Genomic DNA, 16,674 nt, shown 5'->3' on the forward strand with positions numbered 1-16,674 from the left:
TGCCAAATATGATGCCGATAATGGATAACAACCAAATGCCAAATATGATGCCGATAATGGATAACAACCAAATGCCAAATATGATGCCGATAATGGATAACAACCAAATGCCAAACATGATGCCAATCATAGATAATAATCAAATGCCAAATATGATGCCAATCATGGATAACAATCAAATGCCGAATATGATGCCGATAATGGATAATAATCAAATGCCAAATATGATGCCGATAATGGATAACAATCAAATGCCAAATATGATGCCGATAATGGATAATAATCAACCACCGAATATGATGCCATACCAACAGCCTATGATGCCGCCTAATCCGTATTATCAACAACAAAATCCATATCAAATGCCATATCAGCAAGGAGCACCGTTTGGACCGCAATATACGTCTATGCCGAATCCAAATATGATGCCAATGGATAATAATATGCCGCCGCTCGTACAAGGTGAGGAAGATTGTGGATGCGGAGGAGAGAGTAGGTTATATAGTCCTCAACCTGGAGGACCGCAATACGCAAATCCTTTATATTATCAACCAACTCAATCGGCATATGCGCCACAGCCAGGAACGATGTATTATCAACCAGATCCACCAAATGTATTTGGAGATCCAGTTTCAGAAGAAGAGGACGAAGAGGAAGTTTAAAAAAGGTGGGATTATTCCCGCCTTTTTTTTATGTAGAGTCGTTCTGAAAATGGAAGATTTACATCAAATGTTAGAAAATCCCCAGTGAAATATTAACAGTGTAAAAACCTTCTCTGTTACTCATCATAAGAGGGAGCTTTTCAGAAGAGAAGCTCATTCTAACAGAGGGGGTTTTTGTATTGAATACGAAAGTAAAAGTGATTGCTGCTTCTTTGTTAGTTACCAGTGCATTAGCTGCATGTGGTACACCAAAAGATAACAATGCAATGGATGGACGTAACTACAATTACGAGCGTACATCTTATAATGATACACACCAGTACCGTGATAATGTAACGCGTAATGATCGTTATACAGATTATGTAACATATAGAAATGGTCGTAACGATACAGGATATAACAATTATTACCGCGATGTAAATTACAACGGTCAAATTGCTAACCCGCATCCAACACGTAATATTACAATGAACAATTCATACATTAACAATGATGGTAAAACAGCAGAAAAAATAACAAATCGTGTAAAGCGTATGAATAACGTAGACCGCGTGTCTACAGTTGTATATGGAAACGATGTGGCGATTGCGGTAAAACCGCGTAATCCAGTATCGAATGAAACGGCACTTGCAAACGAAGTTCGTCAAGCCGTTGTAAATGAAGTTGGAAACAGAAATGTATATGTTTCTGTAAGAAATGACATGTTTACTCGTGTCGATGCAATGAGTACACGCCTACGTAATGGTACAGTTACAAACGATTTTAATCGTGATATAGGGAATATGTTCCGAGACATTCGTTACGGTTTAACTGGTACTACTGGTACTATGCGATAGCAAAATAAAAGAGGAAGGGGGAGCCCTTCCTCTTTATTCATCATTTTCTTGTACACGACGTTTTTTAATAAAATAACTAACGGAATAAGACGCTAAAAAGCATATGAAGAAAATACTACCTGTTAAAACTGCTTCAAAGAGAGGTCTTTCTGGACTGAAAATGATATAAATAATAGCTATAATAGTTCCTACAATAAGAGAACGTAAAATAATTTTGTAATAAGGAGTTAACTTTATATCTTTTTCGCTCTCTTCTACATCGATTGAAACGCTTAACTGTAAATAAGCAATTAAAATACTCGTAAGCATAAATAATAACCATAATGGAGATTTCGTAATTTGATCCATTCCTTCAGTGAATCCGATATAGCCTAAAATGCCAATTATACCAAGTGATTGAAAAAGAAAGGCAATACGTATGTTTTTTAATGTTTTCAGAATGAGACGTTCATCCTTTATTTTTTTCACAATATCCATCTCCTGTTTATTATGATTTCGCTGTTACACTAATTGTAACATATATATTGCATTTATCAATTTATAATTTACATAAATTTGTTTGGCTAAAAGAGGAAATAAAATATTTTTATAAACATGTTGCACTTATACTTTATTAATGTTATATTAGCAAAGCGATGAGCTAATTTACGTAAGACGAGAGATATGCTTAAGTGCTAAACACGCGAATGTGGTCGCCTGGTCTCTCGCCGTAAACGCATCAAGACGCCTGCTTTGCAGGCGTCTTTCATTTTATATGAATGTAATGGGAAGAATGGAGGAATCCAATCTTCCCTTTTTTATTGAAAGGAAAGTCGGAAAATAAAGTTATTTACAAGTGTATATGAAAGAGTTACTATTTAATGGTAATATATTACATGTTTTTTAGATATAAAAGGTTGGGATGAATAGGATATGGAGAATTTTGAATGTAGAAATACAGAAGTTGTATTAGAGAAATTTCAGGTCGTAACACCTATATTTCAGGCGTTAGGAGATGAGAATCGTCAGCAAATTATTATGTTGCTATTAGAAAACAAGCAGATGAATGTAACACAAATAACAGATAAAATGGGGATTTCTAGACCGGCTGTTTCACACCATTTGAAAATTTTAAAACAAGCAGAATTAATTGTAGCGGATCGAAATGGAAAAGAAATTTTTTATTCTATAATAGCAGGAGAATTTTTAAAACAGGTGAAGGATTTACTTCAAGCAATAGAGTCAAATTATTAATTTTTTTTAACTAACAAATAAACAAGTTTAAACTTTTAAACCCGTTTACTTAAAAGGGGCAATAAAAATGAACAGAATAAACCGTATGTATGTAATTATGTTACTTGTTCCTTTGTTTTGGGGTGGATCTTTTGCAACAGCAGAGCATGTTATTACTGAAATTCCACCGATTACTGCAGCAACAATTCGTTTTGGTTTAGCTAGTATTATTTTAATAGGCATAGTTTTTATGAAATCTGAGTGGAATACAAGTTTGTTATTAAAGAATTGGAAAGGGCTGTTATTTGTATCGCTAACAGGTATTTTTGGTTATAATGTTTTTTTCTTTATGGGGCTTAACTATACTTCCAGCCTGAATGGCTCGCTTATTATTGCTACAATGCCCGTTTTTGTAACATTGGGAGCAATATTATTTTTTAAAGAGTCTTGGAGTATAAAAGTGGGAATAAGTTTAATGTTGTCCTTTATCGGTGTAATAGTTGTTATTACGAGTGGTTCAATGAATATACTTATGTCTTTGTCATTTAATAAGGGAGATCTTTTATTTATAGCTGCTTTAATCTGTGGGGTGTTATATAGCTTAACGGGGAAAAAAGTTATGAGTGGTGTATCACCTTTGTTAACTACAATGAGTATGACGGTATTAGGAACCGTTTTTTTAGCAGGATTTTCTCTATATGAAGATGGGTGGGGAAAGGTTTTAACGCTTTCTTTACAAGGATGGCTAGAAATGTTGTATATGGTCATATGCGGGACGTTAATTGGGTATATCGTGTTTAATAAAGGAGTAGAAGAGTTAGGTGCAAGTAAAGCGAGTATGTATTTGAATTTAACCCCCATCGTAGCTACTGGCATAGCAGTTATAGTATATGGAGCAGTTGTTACATGGCAACAAGTAGTCGGAATGATAATAGTACTAATCGGGGTTTATATAGCTACGGTACAATCAAATAAAGATATAAAAAAGCTTTCACATAATCAATACGTTTCGAAATAGGTAGAAATAATTGGACTCTATAAGTCTTAATGAGAACAATCTATGAATTAGGGATAAAACCTCCATTTCCGGAAAAGCTACTAATGAAAGTTTGATCTTGCCTAAAAGAGGTGAACGGAAATGAAATGGATACTGATTGCAGTACAAGCTTTCGTTATGATGTTTTGTTTCGTTTATGAAACGAATGTGAAGGCGGAAGGACCAGTACCAGAAATAACAGAAAAAGAGCCGGAAGTTACAATTTTATTAGAGCGAATGTATGTTGATGGAGAAGTAAGTGAGGAAATATTTACAGAAAAAGTGGCGGATTTAGAAAAGTTTTTACAGCAATATAAAGAATGGCAACTCGTTGATCGTGATGATATACAAATTGTATTACAGAAGAAAGTTGATGATATTTCTCCGTTATTAAAGACGAGTGGTTATTTTGGTGTGTCAGAGGAAGGGATATTACAAATCTTCAAAGGGGTGCCGAAAAGTGATAATGCGATCCATTCTTTCTTTCAAATTGATATGAAAAAGCTGGAGAGTTATGAGCGCGCAAAATTGAAGCGTGGTATTCGCATTAAATCAAAAGAAGGTTTTGTGAAGACGATTGAAAAAATGAAGCAATACGCAGTGCAAAATAAGAAAAAAAGCAGCTCATGGTGAGCTGCTTTTTTTTACTTGTTTTTATCTAAAATTTGTTTTGCGATTTCATCAATTAGCATATCTTTTCCGATTGGATTGAAAGCTTTCGTATTGAAGATTTCATTTGATACTTCATATACGTGATTGTTTTTAACTGCTTTATTGTCTTTCCAAACGGCACTGTTTTTGTAGTCTTCGTAAACTTTATCAGCTTCGCCGCCAAAGTTTACAATAAACATTTGATCAGGTTGGAATGCAACAAGACCTTCTAGCGATACTTGTGCCATCGTTTGTTTTAAATCTGTACCTTTTGTTACTGGAAGTTTTAAGTCATTAAAGATGATGTCACCGTATCCGAAGCTACCGTATACACGGAAGTTTTGTGGTGTAACTGCGACGAACATAAAGTTCTCATCTTTTGTTTTTTCTTTAATTTTTTTAGATAAAGAGTCTGCTTTTTTATCGTAGTCTGCAATCCATTTGTCTGCTTTCTTTTCTTCGTCAAATAGTTTACCTACTTCTTTAAACTTACCGCGCCAGTCTTCTAAGTTTGTTTCTAAAACAACTGTCGGTGCAACCTTTTCTAATTGATCATAAATCTTCAATTGACGATTATTTAAAATGATTAAGTCTGGTTTTAATGCAGTAACAGCTTCTAAATCAACTTTAGGTGCCCAGTACCAACCTACTGCTTTTACGCCATCTAATTTGTCAGTTAAATGATTTTGGATTTTATCTTTATATGTGTTTGCTGTACCAACAGGTTTGTGTCCAAGAAGTAATAATTCTTCTGTTGATCCAGATAGGTCAACAATTCTCTTTGGATTTACTGGAATTGTAGCCTCCCCTTTAGCGTGTTTTACAACTTTTGTTTTCGGTTGTTCTTTCGCTTTCGATTCTTCTTTTTGAGAAGAACAGCCAACGATAGAAAGAACAACTAGCATAATAGTAAATAAAATAAATAGCTTCTGTTTCATCCTGATGTAACCCCTTTAATTAGTATTGATAATCATTATCGACTTCTGTATATTAAGGTGCTTCATACTTTCTGTCAATGGAAAATAACAGAAGTTTCAAATAGAGAACATTTGTTGGGGTAGTCTCGCTTTTCTATCATTAAATATGTTAAAATGGAATACATGATTTAAGAGGGAGAGATCGTATTTTGTTTGAATATGTTACAGGTTACGTGGAGTATGTAGGACCGGAATATGTCGTAATTGACCATAACGGAATTGGTTATCAAATTTTCACACCAAATCCGTATGTATTTCAAAGAAGTAAGCAAGAAATCCGTGTCTATACATATCATTATGTGAGAGAAGATATTATGGCACTTTACGGTTTTAAAACACGTGAAGAGCGTTTATTATTTACAAAGTTGTTAGGTGTGTCTGGTATTGGACCAAAAGGCGCTCTTGCAATTTTAGCGTCTGGTCAAACAGGACAGGTCGTTCAAGCGATTGAACACGAAGACGAGAAGTTTTTAGTGAAGTTCCCGGGCGTCGGAAAGAAAACAGCACGCCAAATGATTTTAGATTTAAAAGGAAAACTAGCTGATGTCGTGCCAGATGCATTTGTTGATTTATTCTCAGACACAGAACGTTTTGATGAGAAGAAAGGTTCATCAGCTGAGCTTGATGAGGCGCTGGAAGCTCTGCGCGCACTTGGATACGCAGAACGAGAAGTTTCTCGCGTTGTACCAGAGTTATTAAAAGAATCATTAACGACGGATCAGTATATTAAAAAGGCACTTAGTCTTTTACTAAATGGTAAGAGGTGAGTATAATGGACGAACGTCTCCTTTCAGGGGAATCTGCATATGAAGATTCGGATTTAGAATATTCATTACGGCCACAGACGCTCCGTCAGTATATTGGCCAAGATAAAGCGAAACATAATTTAGAGGTGTTTATTGAAGCAGCGAAAATGCGTGAAGAAACGTTAGATCATGTGCTTTTATATGGACCACCAGGACTTGGTAAAACGACGCTTGCCAATATTATTGCCAATGAAATGGGCGTAAATGTTAGAACGACTTCAGGTCCAGCAATTGAAAGGCCGGGAGATTTAGCAGCTGTATTAACAGCACTTCAGCCGGGGGATGTACTATTTATTGATGAAATTCATCGTTTGCATAGATCAATTGAAGAAGTATTATATCCTGCGATGGAAGATTTTTGCCTTGATATTGTAATTGGAAAAGGGCCGTCAGCACGATCTGTACGTCTAGATTTGCCTCCGTTTACACTAGTTGGAGCAACGACACGTGCGGGAGCATTATCAGCGCCGCTTCGTGACCGTTTCGGTGTACTTTCAAGATTAGAGTATTACACAGTAGATCAGCTTTCTGAGATTGTTGAACGTACAGCAGAAGTATTCGAAGTTGAAATTGATTCGTTAGCCGCACTAGAAATTGCAAGACGTGCTCGTGGTACACCTCGTATTGCGAATCGTTTATTACGACGTGTACGAGATTTCGCACAAGTTCGTGGTAACGGAACTGTTACGATGGAAATTACACAAATGGCGTTAGAACTACTGCAAGTAGATAAACTAGGTCTAGATCATATCGATCATAAATTATTGCTTGGTATTATTGAGAAATTCCGTGGTGGCCCAGTCGGGTTAGAAACGGTTTCGGCAACGATTGGAGAAGAGTCTCATACGATTGAAGATGTATATGAGCCATATTTATTACAAATTGGTTTTTTACAACGAACGCCAAGAGGCCGAATCGTAACGCCGCTTGCATATGAGCATTTCGGAATGGAGATGCCAAAAGCATGACGGAGATGCCAAAGCTGCTTATTACAGCTGGTATTTTGCTCATTGTTGTTGGATTAGCTTGGAAGTTCATAGGAAGGCTTCCAGGCGATATTTTTGTGAAAAAAGGTAACGTTACCTTTTATTTTCCTATCATTACATGTATTGTGTTAAGTATTGTATTATCTTTTATTATGTATATAATAAATCGATTTAAATAAGAAATAGGTGGATATAGTTATGGATATTAATCTGTTTGATTTTCATTTACCAGAAGAACTTATTGCACAAATCCCATTAGAAGATCGTGAAACATCAAGATTAATGGTGTTAGATCGTGAAACAGGCGATATTGAGCATAAACATTTTACAGACATTCTTTCTTACTTACATGAGGGGGATTGCTTAGTTTTAAATGAAACGAAAGTTATGCCTGCTCGTTTGCACGGTGTGAAAGAAGATACAGGCGCGCACATTGAAGTACTTCTTCTAAAACAAGAAGAAGGCGATAAGTGGGAAACGCTTGTTAAGCCAGCGAAACGTGTAAAAGAAGGAACTGTTATCTCTTTTGGCGAAGGGAAATTAAAAGCAACTTGTATAGGAACTGCAGATCAAGGTGGACGTCAGCTTGAATTTTCATATGACGGCATCTTCTATGAAATTTTAGATGAGCTTGGGGAAATGCCACTTCCTCCATATATTAAAGAGACGCTAGAAGATCGTGATCGCTATCAAACAGTATATGCGAAAGAAATCGGTTCAGCAGCAGCGCCGACTGCGGGACTTCACTTTACAGAAGAGCTATTGGAGAAGTTAAAACAAAAAGGCGTTGGGTTAGCTTTCATTACACTTCACGTAGGACTTGGAACATTTAGACCAGTTTCTGCAGATACGATTGAAGAACACCATATGCACGCAGAATATTACCATATGTCTGAAGAGACAGCTGCGTTATTAAATCGCGTGAAAGAGAATGGTGGACGTATTATTACGGTAGGTACGACTTCAACTCGTACGTTAGAAACAATTGCGACAGATCATGATGGTAAGCTTTGTGCTGCTTCTGGCTGGACAGACATTTTTATGTACCCAGGTTATGAATTTAAAGCAATTGATGGTTTAATTACAAACTTCCATTTACCGAAATCAACATTAATTATGCTTGTAAGTGCATTTGCAAATAGAGATAATGTACTTCACGCTTATAATGAAGCAGTAAAAGAAAAATATCGTTTCTTTAGCTTCGGTGATGCAATGTTCGTTGCATCTCACGCTAAAATGGGAAACAAATAAAAGGAGTAAATTATGACAGCAATTCGTTATGAATTTATTAAAACTTGTAAACAAACAGGTGCCCGTTTAGGACGTGTACATACGCCACACGGTTCATTTGATACACCAACATTTATGCCAGTTGGTACACTTGCAACAGTTAAGACAATGTCACCAGAAGAATTAAAAGCAATGGATTCTGGCATTATTTTAAGTAATACGTATCATTTATGGCTACGCCCAGGTCACGAAATTATTCGTGAAGCAGGTGGTTTGCATAAATTTATGAACTGGGATCGTGCAATCTTAACGGACTCTGGTGGTTTCCAAGTATTCAGTTTAAGTGACTTCCGTCGTATTGAAGAGGAAGGCGTTCACTTCCGTAACCACTTAAATGGAGATAAATTATTCTTATCACCAGAAAAAGCGATGGAAATTCAAAATGCATTAGGATCGGATATTATGATGGCATTTGATGAGTGTCCACCTTTCCCGGCTACTTTTGAATATATGAAGAAATCTGTAGAACGTACAAGCCGCTGGGCAGAACGTTGTTTAAAAGCGCATGAACGTCCACAAGATCAAGGTTTATTCGGTATTGTACAGGGCGGAGAGTTCGAAGAGCTTCGTCGTCAAAGTGCAAAAGACCTTGTTTCAATGGACTTCCCTGGTTACGCTGTAGGTGGTTTATCTGTAGGTGAGCCGAAAGATATTATGAACCGTGTACTTGAGTTTACAACGCCACTTCTTCCAGATAATAAGCCACGTTACTTAATGGGAGTAGGTTCTCCTGACTCATTAATCGATGGTGCAATTCGTGGTATTGATATGTTTGACTGCGTACTCCCAACTCGTATCGCTCGAAATGGTACATGTATGACAAGTGAAGGCCGTCTAGTTGTAAAAAATGCGAAATTTGCAAGAGACTTCGGTCCGCTTGATCCAAATTGTGATTGCTATACATGTAAAAATTACTCTCGTGCGTATATTCGTCACTTAATGAAATGTGATGAAACGTTCGGAATTCGTTTAACGTCTTATCACAACCTTCATTTTCTGTTAAACTTAATGGAGCAGGTGAGACAAGCTATTCGTGAAGACCGTCTTGGCGATTTCCGCGAAGAATTCTTTGAACAGTATGGCTTTAATAAACCGAATGCTAAAAACTTCTAATACATAATTTAAAAGGAGGAACAAAAGATGAATCCAGGTATGATGAATATCGTTATGATCGTTGCGATGTTTGCGATTTTCTATTTCTTATTAATTCGCCCGCAACAAAAGCGTCAAAAAGCAGTTGCTCAAATGCAAAATGAGTTAGCAAAAGGTGATGCTATCGTAACAATCGGTGGTTTACACGGTACAATCGAATCAGTAGATGAGACGAAAATCGTTATTAAATCTGGTGGTTCACACTTAACTTTCGATCGTAATGCGATTCGTGAAGTTGTGAAAAACTAATGAGGAAGGCCCTGCATGAAATGTGCAGGGCCTTTTTTAGTTATTTTGTTTTGACATATTTACCCCGAAAATACCACCGAGTGTACTCGCGCCCATTAATGCTAATTGATAAAGTAACTGGGAGTTCGATAAAGTTTGAGAGAAGCCTAAATAGTTAACTAGAAAAACAAGTATTGCGAATGTAAGACCTGTTGTGAAACCTACTAGCCAACCTTTCCCTTGTGCTTTTTTGCCGGCAGTAAATCCGGATATAAGCATAGATAAAAGTGCTAGTATAAAAATAGTAACGGCTAATGTCCCTTCAGTCATAGCTGTAAACTTTAATAAAAGAGCTATAACCATGCTAATAATTGATGCAAGAATTAATAAGGTAATGATACCAAAGCCGATTGCGGTTGATAATTTTTTCGTTCCATCCATTTATACATTCCCCCTTTTTAATACAAGCATATTTTCTTTTTGCCCAAGTTAGACTAGTTTATTTTTTATAGGGGAGTCTATACGTAAAAAAGGAGATGTAGAAATGGAATGGGTATCAATCATTGGCCGGACGATGCTTTTGTATATCATCATATTAATTATTTTTCGTCTTATGGGTAAACGTGAAATTGGAGAGTTAAGTGTATTAGATTTAGTCGTATTCATTATGCTTGGCGAAATGGCCGTAGTCGCAATTGAAAATACCGATAAATCACTTTGGCACCAATTAGTTCCGATGACTTTTCTTATGTGTATACAGATTATTTTGTCAGTCATTTCATTAAAGTTTCAACGATTTCGGCATTTAATAGAAGGTGAGCCGGCTATTCTTGTAAATGCGGGGAAAATTGATGAAAAGAAGATGAGAAAGCAGCGTTATAATATAGATGATTTATTGATGCAATTAAGGGAGCAAGGAGTTGGAGATATCCGAGATGTAGAATACGCTATTTTAGAACCATCTGGGAAGTTATCTGTCTTTCAAAAACAAAAAGGTAAACAGGATACATTGCAGTTTACTCTTCCTCTTATTATTGATGGAGAAATTCAATTGAATCATTTACAAATGATTGAACATACAGACGAATGGCTCATTGGCAAATTAAAAAACTTAGGTTATAACGATATCACACAAATTTTATACTGCAGCTTTCAAAATGGACAATTTTTTGTTGATTTGAAAGAAAACTAGAGGCTTACTATATGAAATAGTAAGCCCGTTTACTTCAAAAATGAAAGTTTTCGAATGATTGGGAGTCGGCTTAACTCTTCTTTTCGAATGAGTTTGAAAGTGAAGAGGAGGACGATATAAATGATTGTTGTTAAAGTGATTTCCCATAATGTTTGTACGCCAAGTGAATGAGAGAAAATCATATATTTATGAAGGTAAAAACCGAAAGCACCTGCAATACCGATAGCAAGTCCGCCGAAAATGTAGTCTTTTGCATAAATGGTAAATGTAATTTTCTTTAAAACAGTAGCGTAATGAAGGAATGTTACCGTCACTATATTTGCAGCGATAGCGAGTGCAACCCCCATCATTTGAAAATCTGGCCTTGAAGCTAGTACAAAAATAAGGATTAATTTCACGATGGCGCCAATAAATGTATTCATCATTGCAGCTCTTGCTAAGTTTAAAGCTTGTAAAACAGAGGTAAGTGGACTTTGAAAGTAATGAAATAAAAAGCAAGGTGCAAGAAGCTGGATAAATGCTGTTGCACTATCCGATCCATACATAAGAGTTAAAATAGGAGAAGCGAATACGTATAATATAACGACTGACCACCCACCAGTAATTAATGAGATTCGAAGAGCTTGTTGTAGGCGGTGTTCCACTAATTTATGCTGTCTTTTAGCCATCGCTTCACTAATAGATGGAACGAGCGCTGTAGAAAGAGCGTATGTAATAAAGGCTGGCAGTGATAGAAGTGGGAATGCATAACCGTTTAATATACCGTATTGCTGGGTTGCGACAGAAGCAGCAACTCCGGCAATCGCTAAGCTTTGCATAACGACGATAGGCTCAAAGAAATATGAAACGGAACCGATTAAACGACTTCCTGTAGTCGGAAGAGCGATATCCATAAGAGAATAAAATGTACCTTTGCTCTCCTTTACAGTAGTGAAAAATCCAGAGCGTATAGATAAATGTTTTTCGCGCTGGAATAAAGTGAGTAAAAATAATAACGATGCAACTTCACCGAGAACGGCTGATAACATAGCGCCAGCTGCAGCATATTCTACGCCGTAAGGTAAAAATAACTGAATGCATATAGCGATAATTGTAATGCGGACAACTTGTTCTATAACTTGAGCATAAGCGCTAGGTTTCATATTTTGTTTCCCTTGGAAATAACCGCGTAAAACAGAAGAAACAGCAATAACAGGAACGACAGGTAAAATGGCCATTAATGGATAGTACGTTCGTTCATCAGTTAATAATGTTTTTGCTAAAATAGGTGTGAGGAGCATAATTCCGATTGTTAAAATGATACTAATAACGGATGTAACAGCTAATGATACTGTTAATATTTTTTTAACCCTTTGTTTATCGTTCACAGCTTCCGCTTCTGCTACAAATTTTGCGATTGCGACAGGAAGGCCGATTTGTGTTAATGTAATTGCTAGAATGAATGTAGGAACGGCCATCATATAAAGGCCAACGCCTTCTTCTCCTAAAATACGTGCCATTACAATCCGGTTAATAAATCCAAGGATTTTGGTAATAAAGCCGGCTATCATTAAAATAAATGCGCCTTTTAAAAAGCTTTGTCTCGTCATGGTCTTCTCCTACCTTCTCAAAATCAGTGGAATGATTTACAATAATTTATATGCACGTATGAGACAAGAATGACAAGCATTTTAGAGAGTGAAGTATGAGAGTACTCTTGAAAGTAGTTATTGCTGTCCATTAGAGCGGGATTAAAAGCGACTTTTCGTGCTGAAATAAGAAGGAGATGTTTATGTATGTTAGAAAAAGAGGCTTTGGTAGAATCATACCGCGGACAGTTACAAGTCGTTTTAGAAAGCAAAGTAGAAGAGTTTCACATGTTCGGTTATGACCGAGTAACAGATGATGATATTTGGAAGTTTCTTAAAGTGAAGAAGTGGAAAAAGATAAACGGTGATGTTAGATTATATGAATTAGTAAATGATGTATTAAGAGTAAGTACTAATGAATATATGAATTATTTAACTGTTGAAGCATATCAAGCGCCACTTTGGTCATTTGATGAATATGAAAATAAATAACCGACTGCAATTGGTTTGTTCTTCCTTTTGCAGTATAATGATAGGTATTGATAATGAGGAAATAATTATGTCTAAGATTATATATAAAGGGGGTAGTGAAGAGAAAAAATAAATAATGAAAGTGTAGGTATTGTGAAAAACGTACCGACACAGCTAGTGATGAACTAGCAAAATTATAGAAAGGAAGTCTACTAACTAGGCGTATGCATACGTGTAAAAGTGAATCGTAAGAGATTTATTTAAAGTGTTAGTAGCAGAAAGAGGGTACATATGGCAAAGCGTGGTACGAGAATTGCCGCCTTTTTCCTCATCGTTTTATTAATCGGTGGAGTAATTGGTGCGGCAGGAAAAGACATAGCAAAAGGAATTAGTCTAGGACTAGACCTTCGCGGTGGTTTTGAAATTCTGTATGAAGTAAAACCAGCCAAAAAAGGTGATAAAATCGACCGAGAGGCACTTGTAAGTACAGTAGGTGCTCTTGAAAATCGTGTCAATGTTCTCGGTGTAAGTGAGCCGAACATTCAAATTGAAGGACAAGATCGAATTCGCGTACAGCTTGCTGGTGTACAAGACCAGCAAAAAGCACGTGAAATGTTATCAACACAAGCGAAATTAACATTCCGTGATGTAGATGACAACCTTCTTATGGACGGAACGGATTTAAAAGGCGGCGGAGCGAAACAAACATTTGATGAGCAAGGCCGTGCGAGCGTAGGTCTTACACTAAAAAGCGCTGATAGATTCCGTGAAGTAACTGAAAAAATTTCAAAAATGCCACCACCAACGAATTTAATGGTAATTTGGCTTGACTTTGAAGAAGGAAAAGATTCGTATAAAGCAGAGTCTGCAAAACCGAATCCGAAGTTCTTATCAGCAGCAACAGTAAGCCAAGTGTTTAATCAAGCTGAAGTATCTATCGTAGGTGGAAACTTCACAGTTGAAAGTGCGAAACAACTTTCATCTTTATTAAATGCAGGTGCACTTCCTGTTGATTTAAAAGAAATGTATTCAACATCAGTTGGAGCGAAATTTGGTCAACAAGCGTTAGAGCAAACGATTTTCGCTAGTGCGATTGGTATCGCTCTTATTTTCTTATTTATGCTGGTATACTACCGTTTACCAGGAATTGTAGCGGTTATTATGTTAGGTCTATACATTTTTGTTACGCTACTCGTATTTAACTGGATGCATGCGGTTCTGACATTACCAGGTATTGCGGCATTAGTGCTCGGGGTAGGTATCGCAGTTGATGCGAATATCATTACGTACGAGAGACTGAAAGAAGAGCTGAAAATTGGTAAGTCAATGATGTCAGCATTCCGTGCTGGTAATCATCGTTCATTAGCAACAATTTTAGATGCAAACGTTACGACTCTTGCAGCGGCTGGTGTATTATTCGTTTATGGTAATAGCTCTGTAAAAGGATTCGCAACAAGTTTAATCGTAAGTATTTTAGTTGGTTTCGTTACGAACGTATTCGGTACTCGTTTCTTACTAGGTTTACTTGTAAAGAGCCGTTACTTCGATAAAAAGCCAGGATACTTTGGTGTGAAACAAAAGGATATTATTCCATTAACAAAAGGTGTAGTACACCCACCGACAAGATTTGATCGTATTAACTTCGTAAATATCGGTCATAAATTCCTTGTTTTCTCGATTGTAGTTGTAATTGCAGGTGCAATTATACTACCAATTTTCAAATTGAATCTTGGTATTGATTTTGCGAGTGGTACACGTATCGACTTGCAATCAAAACAAGCACTTACTGTGTCTGATGTTCATAAAGATTTTAAAGAATTGAAAATTGACGTGAAGGAAGAAAATATTGTACCGACTGGAGATGACAATAAAGGATTCGCAGTTCGTACATTAGGTGTTCTATCAAAAGATGAAATTGCGAAAACAAAAACATTCTTCCACGATAAATATGGTACAGATCCAAATGTAAGTACAGTTTCACCGACAATTGGTAAAGAAATTGCACGAAATGCATTTATCGCAGTATTAATTGCTTCTGCGGTTATCATTTTATACGTAAGTATTCGATTCAGATTTACGTACGCATTATCTGCAGTACTTGCATTATTACATGACGCATTCGTTATGGTTGTTATATTTAGTATTTTCCAATTAGAGGTAGACTTAACGTTTATCGCTGCAGTGTTAACAATCATCGGTTATTCTATTAATGACTCAATTGTTACATTTGATAGAAACCGTGAATTATACAAACAGAAAAAACGAGTTCGCGATATAAAAGACTTAGAAGAAATCGTAAATGCAAGTATTCGCCAAACGCTTGGTCGTTCAATTAACACCGTATTAACAGTGTTATTCCCGGTAATTGCGTTACTTATCTTCGGTAGTGAGTCATTACGTAACTTCTCGTTTGCGTTACTTGTTGGATTAGTTGTAGGTACGTACTCTTCTGTTTTCGTTGCTTCTCAAATTTGGTTAATGCTTGAAAACCGTCGTTTGAAAAAGGGCAAAAACAAGAAAAAGGTTGAGAAAGTAGAATCTGAACCACAAGTATAAAAAAGATGATGTCTCTTTATGGGGCATCTCTTTTTTCGTTTGTGGATACAATAAGATAGCAACTTTTTAACAAAAGAAAGATGGAAGAAAGTGGTGGTGTTATCGCTGTTTTTGCTACAATAAAAAGATAGGTTAAGAAAAGAAGGGATTTTAATTATGGAAAAAGATGAACGTTTTAAACAGGCCGAGTTTGGTGCTATTGTCGGAATCGTTGGTAATATTATATTAGCGATTGTAAAGGCGGTAATTGGTTATATTGGGAACAGTAAAGCACTATTAGCGGATGCCGTGCATTCTGCATCAGATGTAATTGGTTCGCTCGCTGTACTTTTTGGATTGCGAGCAGCAAAGCAACCGCCTGATGAAGATCATCCGTATGGTCATGGTAAAGCGGAATCGATTTCAGCAATTATTGTTGCAGTATTATTATTTATTGTGGGAATCGAGATAGCAATTTCGTCTATAAAAGCTTTTTCGCAGGAACTAGAACCACCGAAAGGAATTACGATTTTTGCTGTTGTTCTTTCAATTATCGTGAAAGAAGGAATGTTTCAATATAAATTCCGATTAGGGAAGAGGGTAAATAGTGATGCAATTATTGCAAATGCATATGAACATCGTTCGGATGTGTTTTCTTCAATTGCAGCTTTAATCGGTATTTGTGCAGCGATTATGGGAGGTAAGTTCGGGTTAGATTGGCTTGTATATGCCGATCCAATTGCAGGATTATTTGTTTCACTTCTTGTTGCAAAAATGGCGTGGAGTATTGGGGCAGAAGCAATTCATGCAACGCTTGATCATGTTCTTCATGAGGAAGATGTTGTTCCGCTTAGAGAAGCAGTACTTCAAATAGATGGTGTGAAAAAAATCGGTTCTTTATATGCAAGGGAGCATGGTCATTACGTTATTGTTGATATTAAAGTTTCTGTAGATCCATACATTACTGTAGAAGAAGGGCACCGCATTGGAAAGCATGTGAAAGAAACGCTTATGGAACAAGATAACGTACAAAATGTGTTTGTACATATAAATCCGTATTCCCCAAATTAAA

General features: G+C 36.5%; 18 protein-coding genes and 1 pseudogene. 15 read left to right on the forward strand and 4 right to left on the reverse strand.

Annotated features, from left to right (window positions below; all coding sequences use genetic code 11):
- Nucleotides 1-662 (forward strand): annotated as a pseudogene (gene exsA / locus FS802_RS19125) (spore coat assembly protein ExsA); the annotation flags it as partial.
- Nucleotides 663-841: 179 nt separating this feature from the next.
- Entirely contained in the window at nt 842-1,498 is a 657-nt protein-coding gene (locus FS802_RS19130) for a YhcN/YlaJ family sporulation lipoprotein (protein WP_001093529.1), read from the forward strand.
- A gap of 33 nt (nt 1,499-1,531) precedes the next feature.
- On the opposite strand, the gene FS802_RS19135 is transcribed toward FS802_RS19130, so the two are convergent.
- A complete protein-coding gene (locus tag FS802_RS19135) occupies nt 1,532-1,975 on the reverse strand; it encodes a branched-chain amino acid ABC transporter substrate-binding protein (RefSeq protein WP_098653228.1) in 444 nt (147 codons plus the stop codon).
- A 435-nt stretch (nt 1,976-2,410) separates the two neighbouring features.
- Between FS802_RS19135 and FS802_RS19140 the strand changes: the two genes are divergently transcribed.
- The 3 genes from FS802_RS19140 to FS802_RS19150 all read left to right on the forward strand — a co-directional run bounded on the left by FS802_RS19140 (nt 2,411) and on the right by FS802_RS19150 (nt 4,379).
- A complete protein-coding gene (locus tag FS802_RS19140) occupies nt 2,411-2,731 on the forward strand; it encodes an ArsR/SmtB family transcription factor (protein WP_000426919.1) in 321 nt (106 codons plus the stop codon).
- 67 nt (nt 2,732-2,798) lie between these two features.
- Complete coding sequence (locus tag FS802_RS19145; RefSeq protein WP_098653229.1) at nt 2,799-3,728, forward strand: DMT family transporter; 930 nt, start codon at nt 2,799-2,801, stop codon at nt 3,726-3,728.
- Between the two features lie 120 nt (nt 3,729-3,848).
- Entirely contained in the window at nt 3,849-4,379 is a 531-nt protein-coding gene (locus tag FS802_RS19150; protein ID WP_098653230.1) for a BofC C-terminal domain-containing protein, read from the forward strand.
- 11 nt (nt 4,380-4,390) lie between these two features.
- On the opposite strand, the gene FS802_RS19155 is transcribed toward FS802_RS19150, so the two are convergent.
- A complete protein-coding gene (locus tag FS802_RS19155; RefSeq protein WP_078182770.1) occupies nt 4,391-5,335 on the reverse strand; it encodes an iron-hydroxamate ABC transporter substrate-binding protein in 945 nt (314 codons plus the stop codon).
- A gap of 188 nt (nt 5,336-5,523) precedes the next feature.
- On the opposite strand from FS802_RS19155, the gene ruvA reads away from it, so the two are divergent.
- The 6 genes from ruvA to yajC are packed head-to-tail and all read left to right on the forward strand — an operon-like array spanning nt 5,524 to nt 9,857.
- On the forward strand, nt 5,524-6,141 hold the full coding sequence (ruvA, locus tag FS802_RS19160) for a Holliday junction DNA helicase RuvA (RefSeq protein ID WP_000464511.1): 618 nt from the start codon (nt 5,524-5,526) through the stop codon (nt 6,139-6,141).
- A gap of 5 nt (nt 6,142-6,146) precedes the next feature.
- Entirely contained in the window at nt 6,147-7,148 is a 1,002-nt protein-coding gene (gene ruvB / locus FS802_RS19165) for a Holliday junction branch migration DNA helicase RuvB (protein ID WP_000344466.1), read from the forward strand.
- Nucleotides 7,145-7,345 carry a DUF2905 domain-containing protein gene (locus tag FS802_RS19170; RefSeq protein WP_000138162.1) on the forward strand — a complete coding sequence of 67 codons (201 nt, stop codon included), beginning with the start codon at nt 7,145-7,147 and terminating at the stop codon, nt 7,343-7,345. The genes ruvB and FS802_RS19170 overlap by 4 nt, the downstream gene beginning before the upstream one ends.
- Nucleotides 7,346-7,364: 19 nt before the next feature.
- Complete coding sequence (queA, locus tag FS802_RS19175) at nt 7,365-8,417, forward strand: tRNA preQ1(34) S-adenosylmethionine ribosyltransferase-isomerase QueA (RefSeq protein ID WP_000354006.1); 1,053 nt, start codon at nt 7,365-7,367, stop codon at nt 8,415-8,417.
- A gap of 12 nt (nt 8,418-8,429) precedes the next feature.
- Nucleotides 8,430-9,569 (forward strand): tRNA guanosine(34) transglycosylase Tgt, encoded by a 1,140-nt coding sequence (tgt, locus tag FS802_RS19180; RefSeq protein WP_000125362.1) that lies wholly within the window; start codon nt 8,430-8,432, stop codon nt 9,567-9,569.
- A 27-nt stretch (nt 9,570-9,596) separates the two neighbouring features.
- Nucleotides 9,597-9,857 (forward strand): preprotein translocase subunit YajC, encoded by a 261-nt coding sequence (gene yajC / locus FS802_RS19185; RefSeq protein ID WP_001068064.1) that lies wholly within the window; start codon nt 9,597-9,599, stop codon nt 9,855-9,857.
- A 36-nt stretch (nt 9,858-9,893) separates the two neighbouring features.
- On the opposite strand, the gene FS802_RS19190 is transcribed toward yajC, so the two are convergent.
- Nucleotides 9,894-10,277 carry a TIGR04086 family membrane protein gene (locus tag FS802_RS19190; protein ID WP_000349130.1) on the reverse strand — a complete coding sequence of 128 codons (384 nt, stop codon included), beginning with the start codon at nt 10,275-10,277 and terminating at the stop codon, nt 9,894-9,896.
- 103 nt (nt 10,278-10,380) lie between these two features.
- Between FS802_RS19190 and FS802_RS19195 the strand changes: the two genes are divergently transcribed.
- A complete protein-coding gene (locus FS802_RS19195; RefSeq protein WP_000455380.1) occupies nt 10,381-11,028 on the forward strand; it encodes a DUF421 domain-containing protein in 648 nt (215 codons plus the stop codon).
- A 29-nt stretch (nt 11,029-11,057) separates the two neighbouring features.
- Here FS802_RS19195 and spoVB read toward each other — a convergent pair whose 3' ends face one another.
- Nucleotides 11,058-12,617, reverse strand: a complete 1,560-nt coding sequence (gene spoVB / locus FS802_RS19200; RefSeq protein WP_098653231.1) for a stage V sporulation protein B — start codon at nt 12,615-12,617, stop codon at nt 11,058-11,060.
- A 186-nt stretch (nt 12,618-12,803) separates the two neighbouring features.
- Here spoVB and FS802_RS19205 point away from each other — a divergent pair, with 186 nt between their 5' ends.
- The 3 genes from FS802_RS19205 to FS802_RS19215 all read left to right on the forward strand — a co-directional run bounded on the left by FS802_RS19205 (nt 12,804) and on the right by FS802_RS19215 (nt 16,673).
- Nucleotides 12,804-13,088 (forward strand): post-transcriptional regulator, encoded by a 285-nt coding sequence (locus tag FS802_RS19205; protein WP_000890214.1) that lies wholly within the window; start codon nt 12,804-12,806, stop codon nt 13,086-13,088.
- 270 nt (nt 13,089-13,358) lie between these two features.
- Nucleotides 13,359-15,623, forward strand: coding sequence for a protein translocase subunit SecDF (gene secDF, locus FS802_RS19210; RefSeq protein WP_001119085.1), 2,265 nt, complete (start codon nt 13,359-13,361; stop codon nt 15,621-15,623).
- A 156-nt stretch (nt 15,624-15,779) separates the two neighbouring features.
- Nucleotides 15,780-16,673: a cation diffusion facilitator family transporter gene (locus tag FS802_RS19215; RefSeq protein WP_000409734.1), complete on the forward strand. Its 894-nt coding sequence runs from the start codon at nt 15,780-15,782 to the stop codon at nt 16,671-16,673.
- Nucleotide 16,674: the final 1 nt, after the last annotated feature.

Origin of the sequence: Bacillus sp. DE0042 (genome assembly GCF_007680225.1) — a bacterium.
GTDB lineage: Bacteria > Bacillota > Bacilli > Bacillales > Bacillaceae_G > Bacillus_A > Bacillus_A wiedmannii.

Bases quoted from the DNA above. Each gene is read 5' to 3' on its own strand.
- FS802_RS19135 (WP_098653228.1), bottom strand. From the start codon at position 1,975: ATGGATATTGTGAAAAAAATAAAGGATGAACGTCTCATTCTGAAAACA.
- FS802_RS19140 (WP_000426919.1), top strand. From the start codon at position 2,411: ATGGAGAATTTTGAATGTAGAAATACAGAAGTTGTATTAGAGAAATTT.
- FS802_RS19145 (WP_098653229.1), top strand. From the start codon at position 2,799: ATGAACAGAATAAACCGTATGTATGTAATTATGTTACTTGTTCCTTTG.
- FS802_RS19150 (WP_098653230.1), top strand. From the start codon at position 3,849: ATGAAATGGATACTGATTGCAGTACAAGCTTTCGTTATGATGTTTTGT.
- FS802_RS19155 (WP_078182770.1), bottom strand. From the start codon at position 5,335: ATGAAACAGAAGCTATTTATTTTATTTACTATTATGCTAGTTGTTCTT.
- ruvB (WP_000344466.1), top strand. From the start codon at position 6,147: ATGGACGAACGTCTCCTTTCAGGGGAATCTGCATATGAAGATTCGGAT.
- FS802_RS19170 (WP_000138162.1), top strand. From the start codon at position 7,145: ATGACGGAGATGCCAAAGCTGCTTATTACAGCTGGTATTTTGCTCATT.
- queA (WP_000354006.1), top strand. From the start codon at position 7,365: ATGGATATTAATCTGTTTGATTTTCATTTACCAGAAGAACTTATTGCA.
- tgt (WP_000125362.1), top strand. From the start codon at position 8,430: ATGACAGCAATTCGTTATGAATTTATTAAAACTTGTAAACAAACAGGT.
- yajC (WP_001068064.1), top strand. From the start codon at position 9,597: ATGAATCCAGGTATGATGAATATCGTTATGATCGTTGCGATGTTTGCG.
- FS802_RS19190 (WP_000349130.1), bottom strand. From the start codon at position 10,277: ATGGATGGAACGAAAAAATTATCAACCGCAATCGGCTTTGGTATCATT.
- FS802_RS19195 (WP_000455380.1), top strand. From the start codon at position 10,381: ATGGAATGGGTATCAATCATTGGCCGGACGATGCTTTTGTATATCATC.
- spoVB (WP_098653231.1), bottom strand. From the start codon at position 12,617: ATGACGAGACAAAGCTTTTTAAAAGGCGCATTTATTTTAATGATAGCC.
- FS802_RS19205 (WP_000890214.1), top strand. From the start codon at position 12,804: ATGTTAGAAAAAGAGGCTTTGGTAGAATCATACCGCGGACAGTTACAA.
- secDF (WP_001119085.1), top strand. From the start codon at position 13,359: ATGGCAAAGCGTGGTACGAGAATTGCCGCCTTTTTCCTCATCGTTTTA.
- FS802_RS19215 (WP_000409734.1), top strand. From the start codon at position 15,780: ATGGAAAAAGATGAACGTTTTAAACAGGCCGAGTTTGGTGCTATTGTC.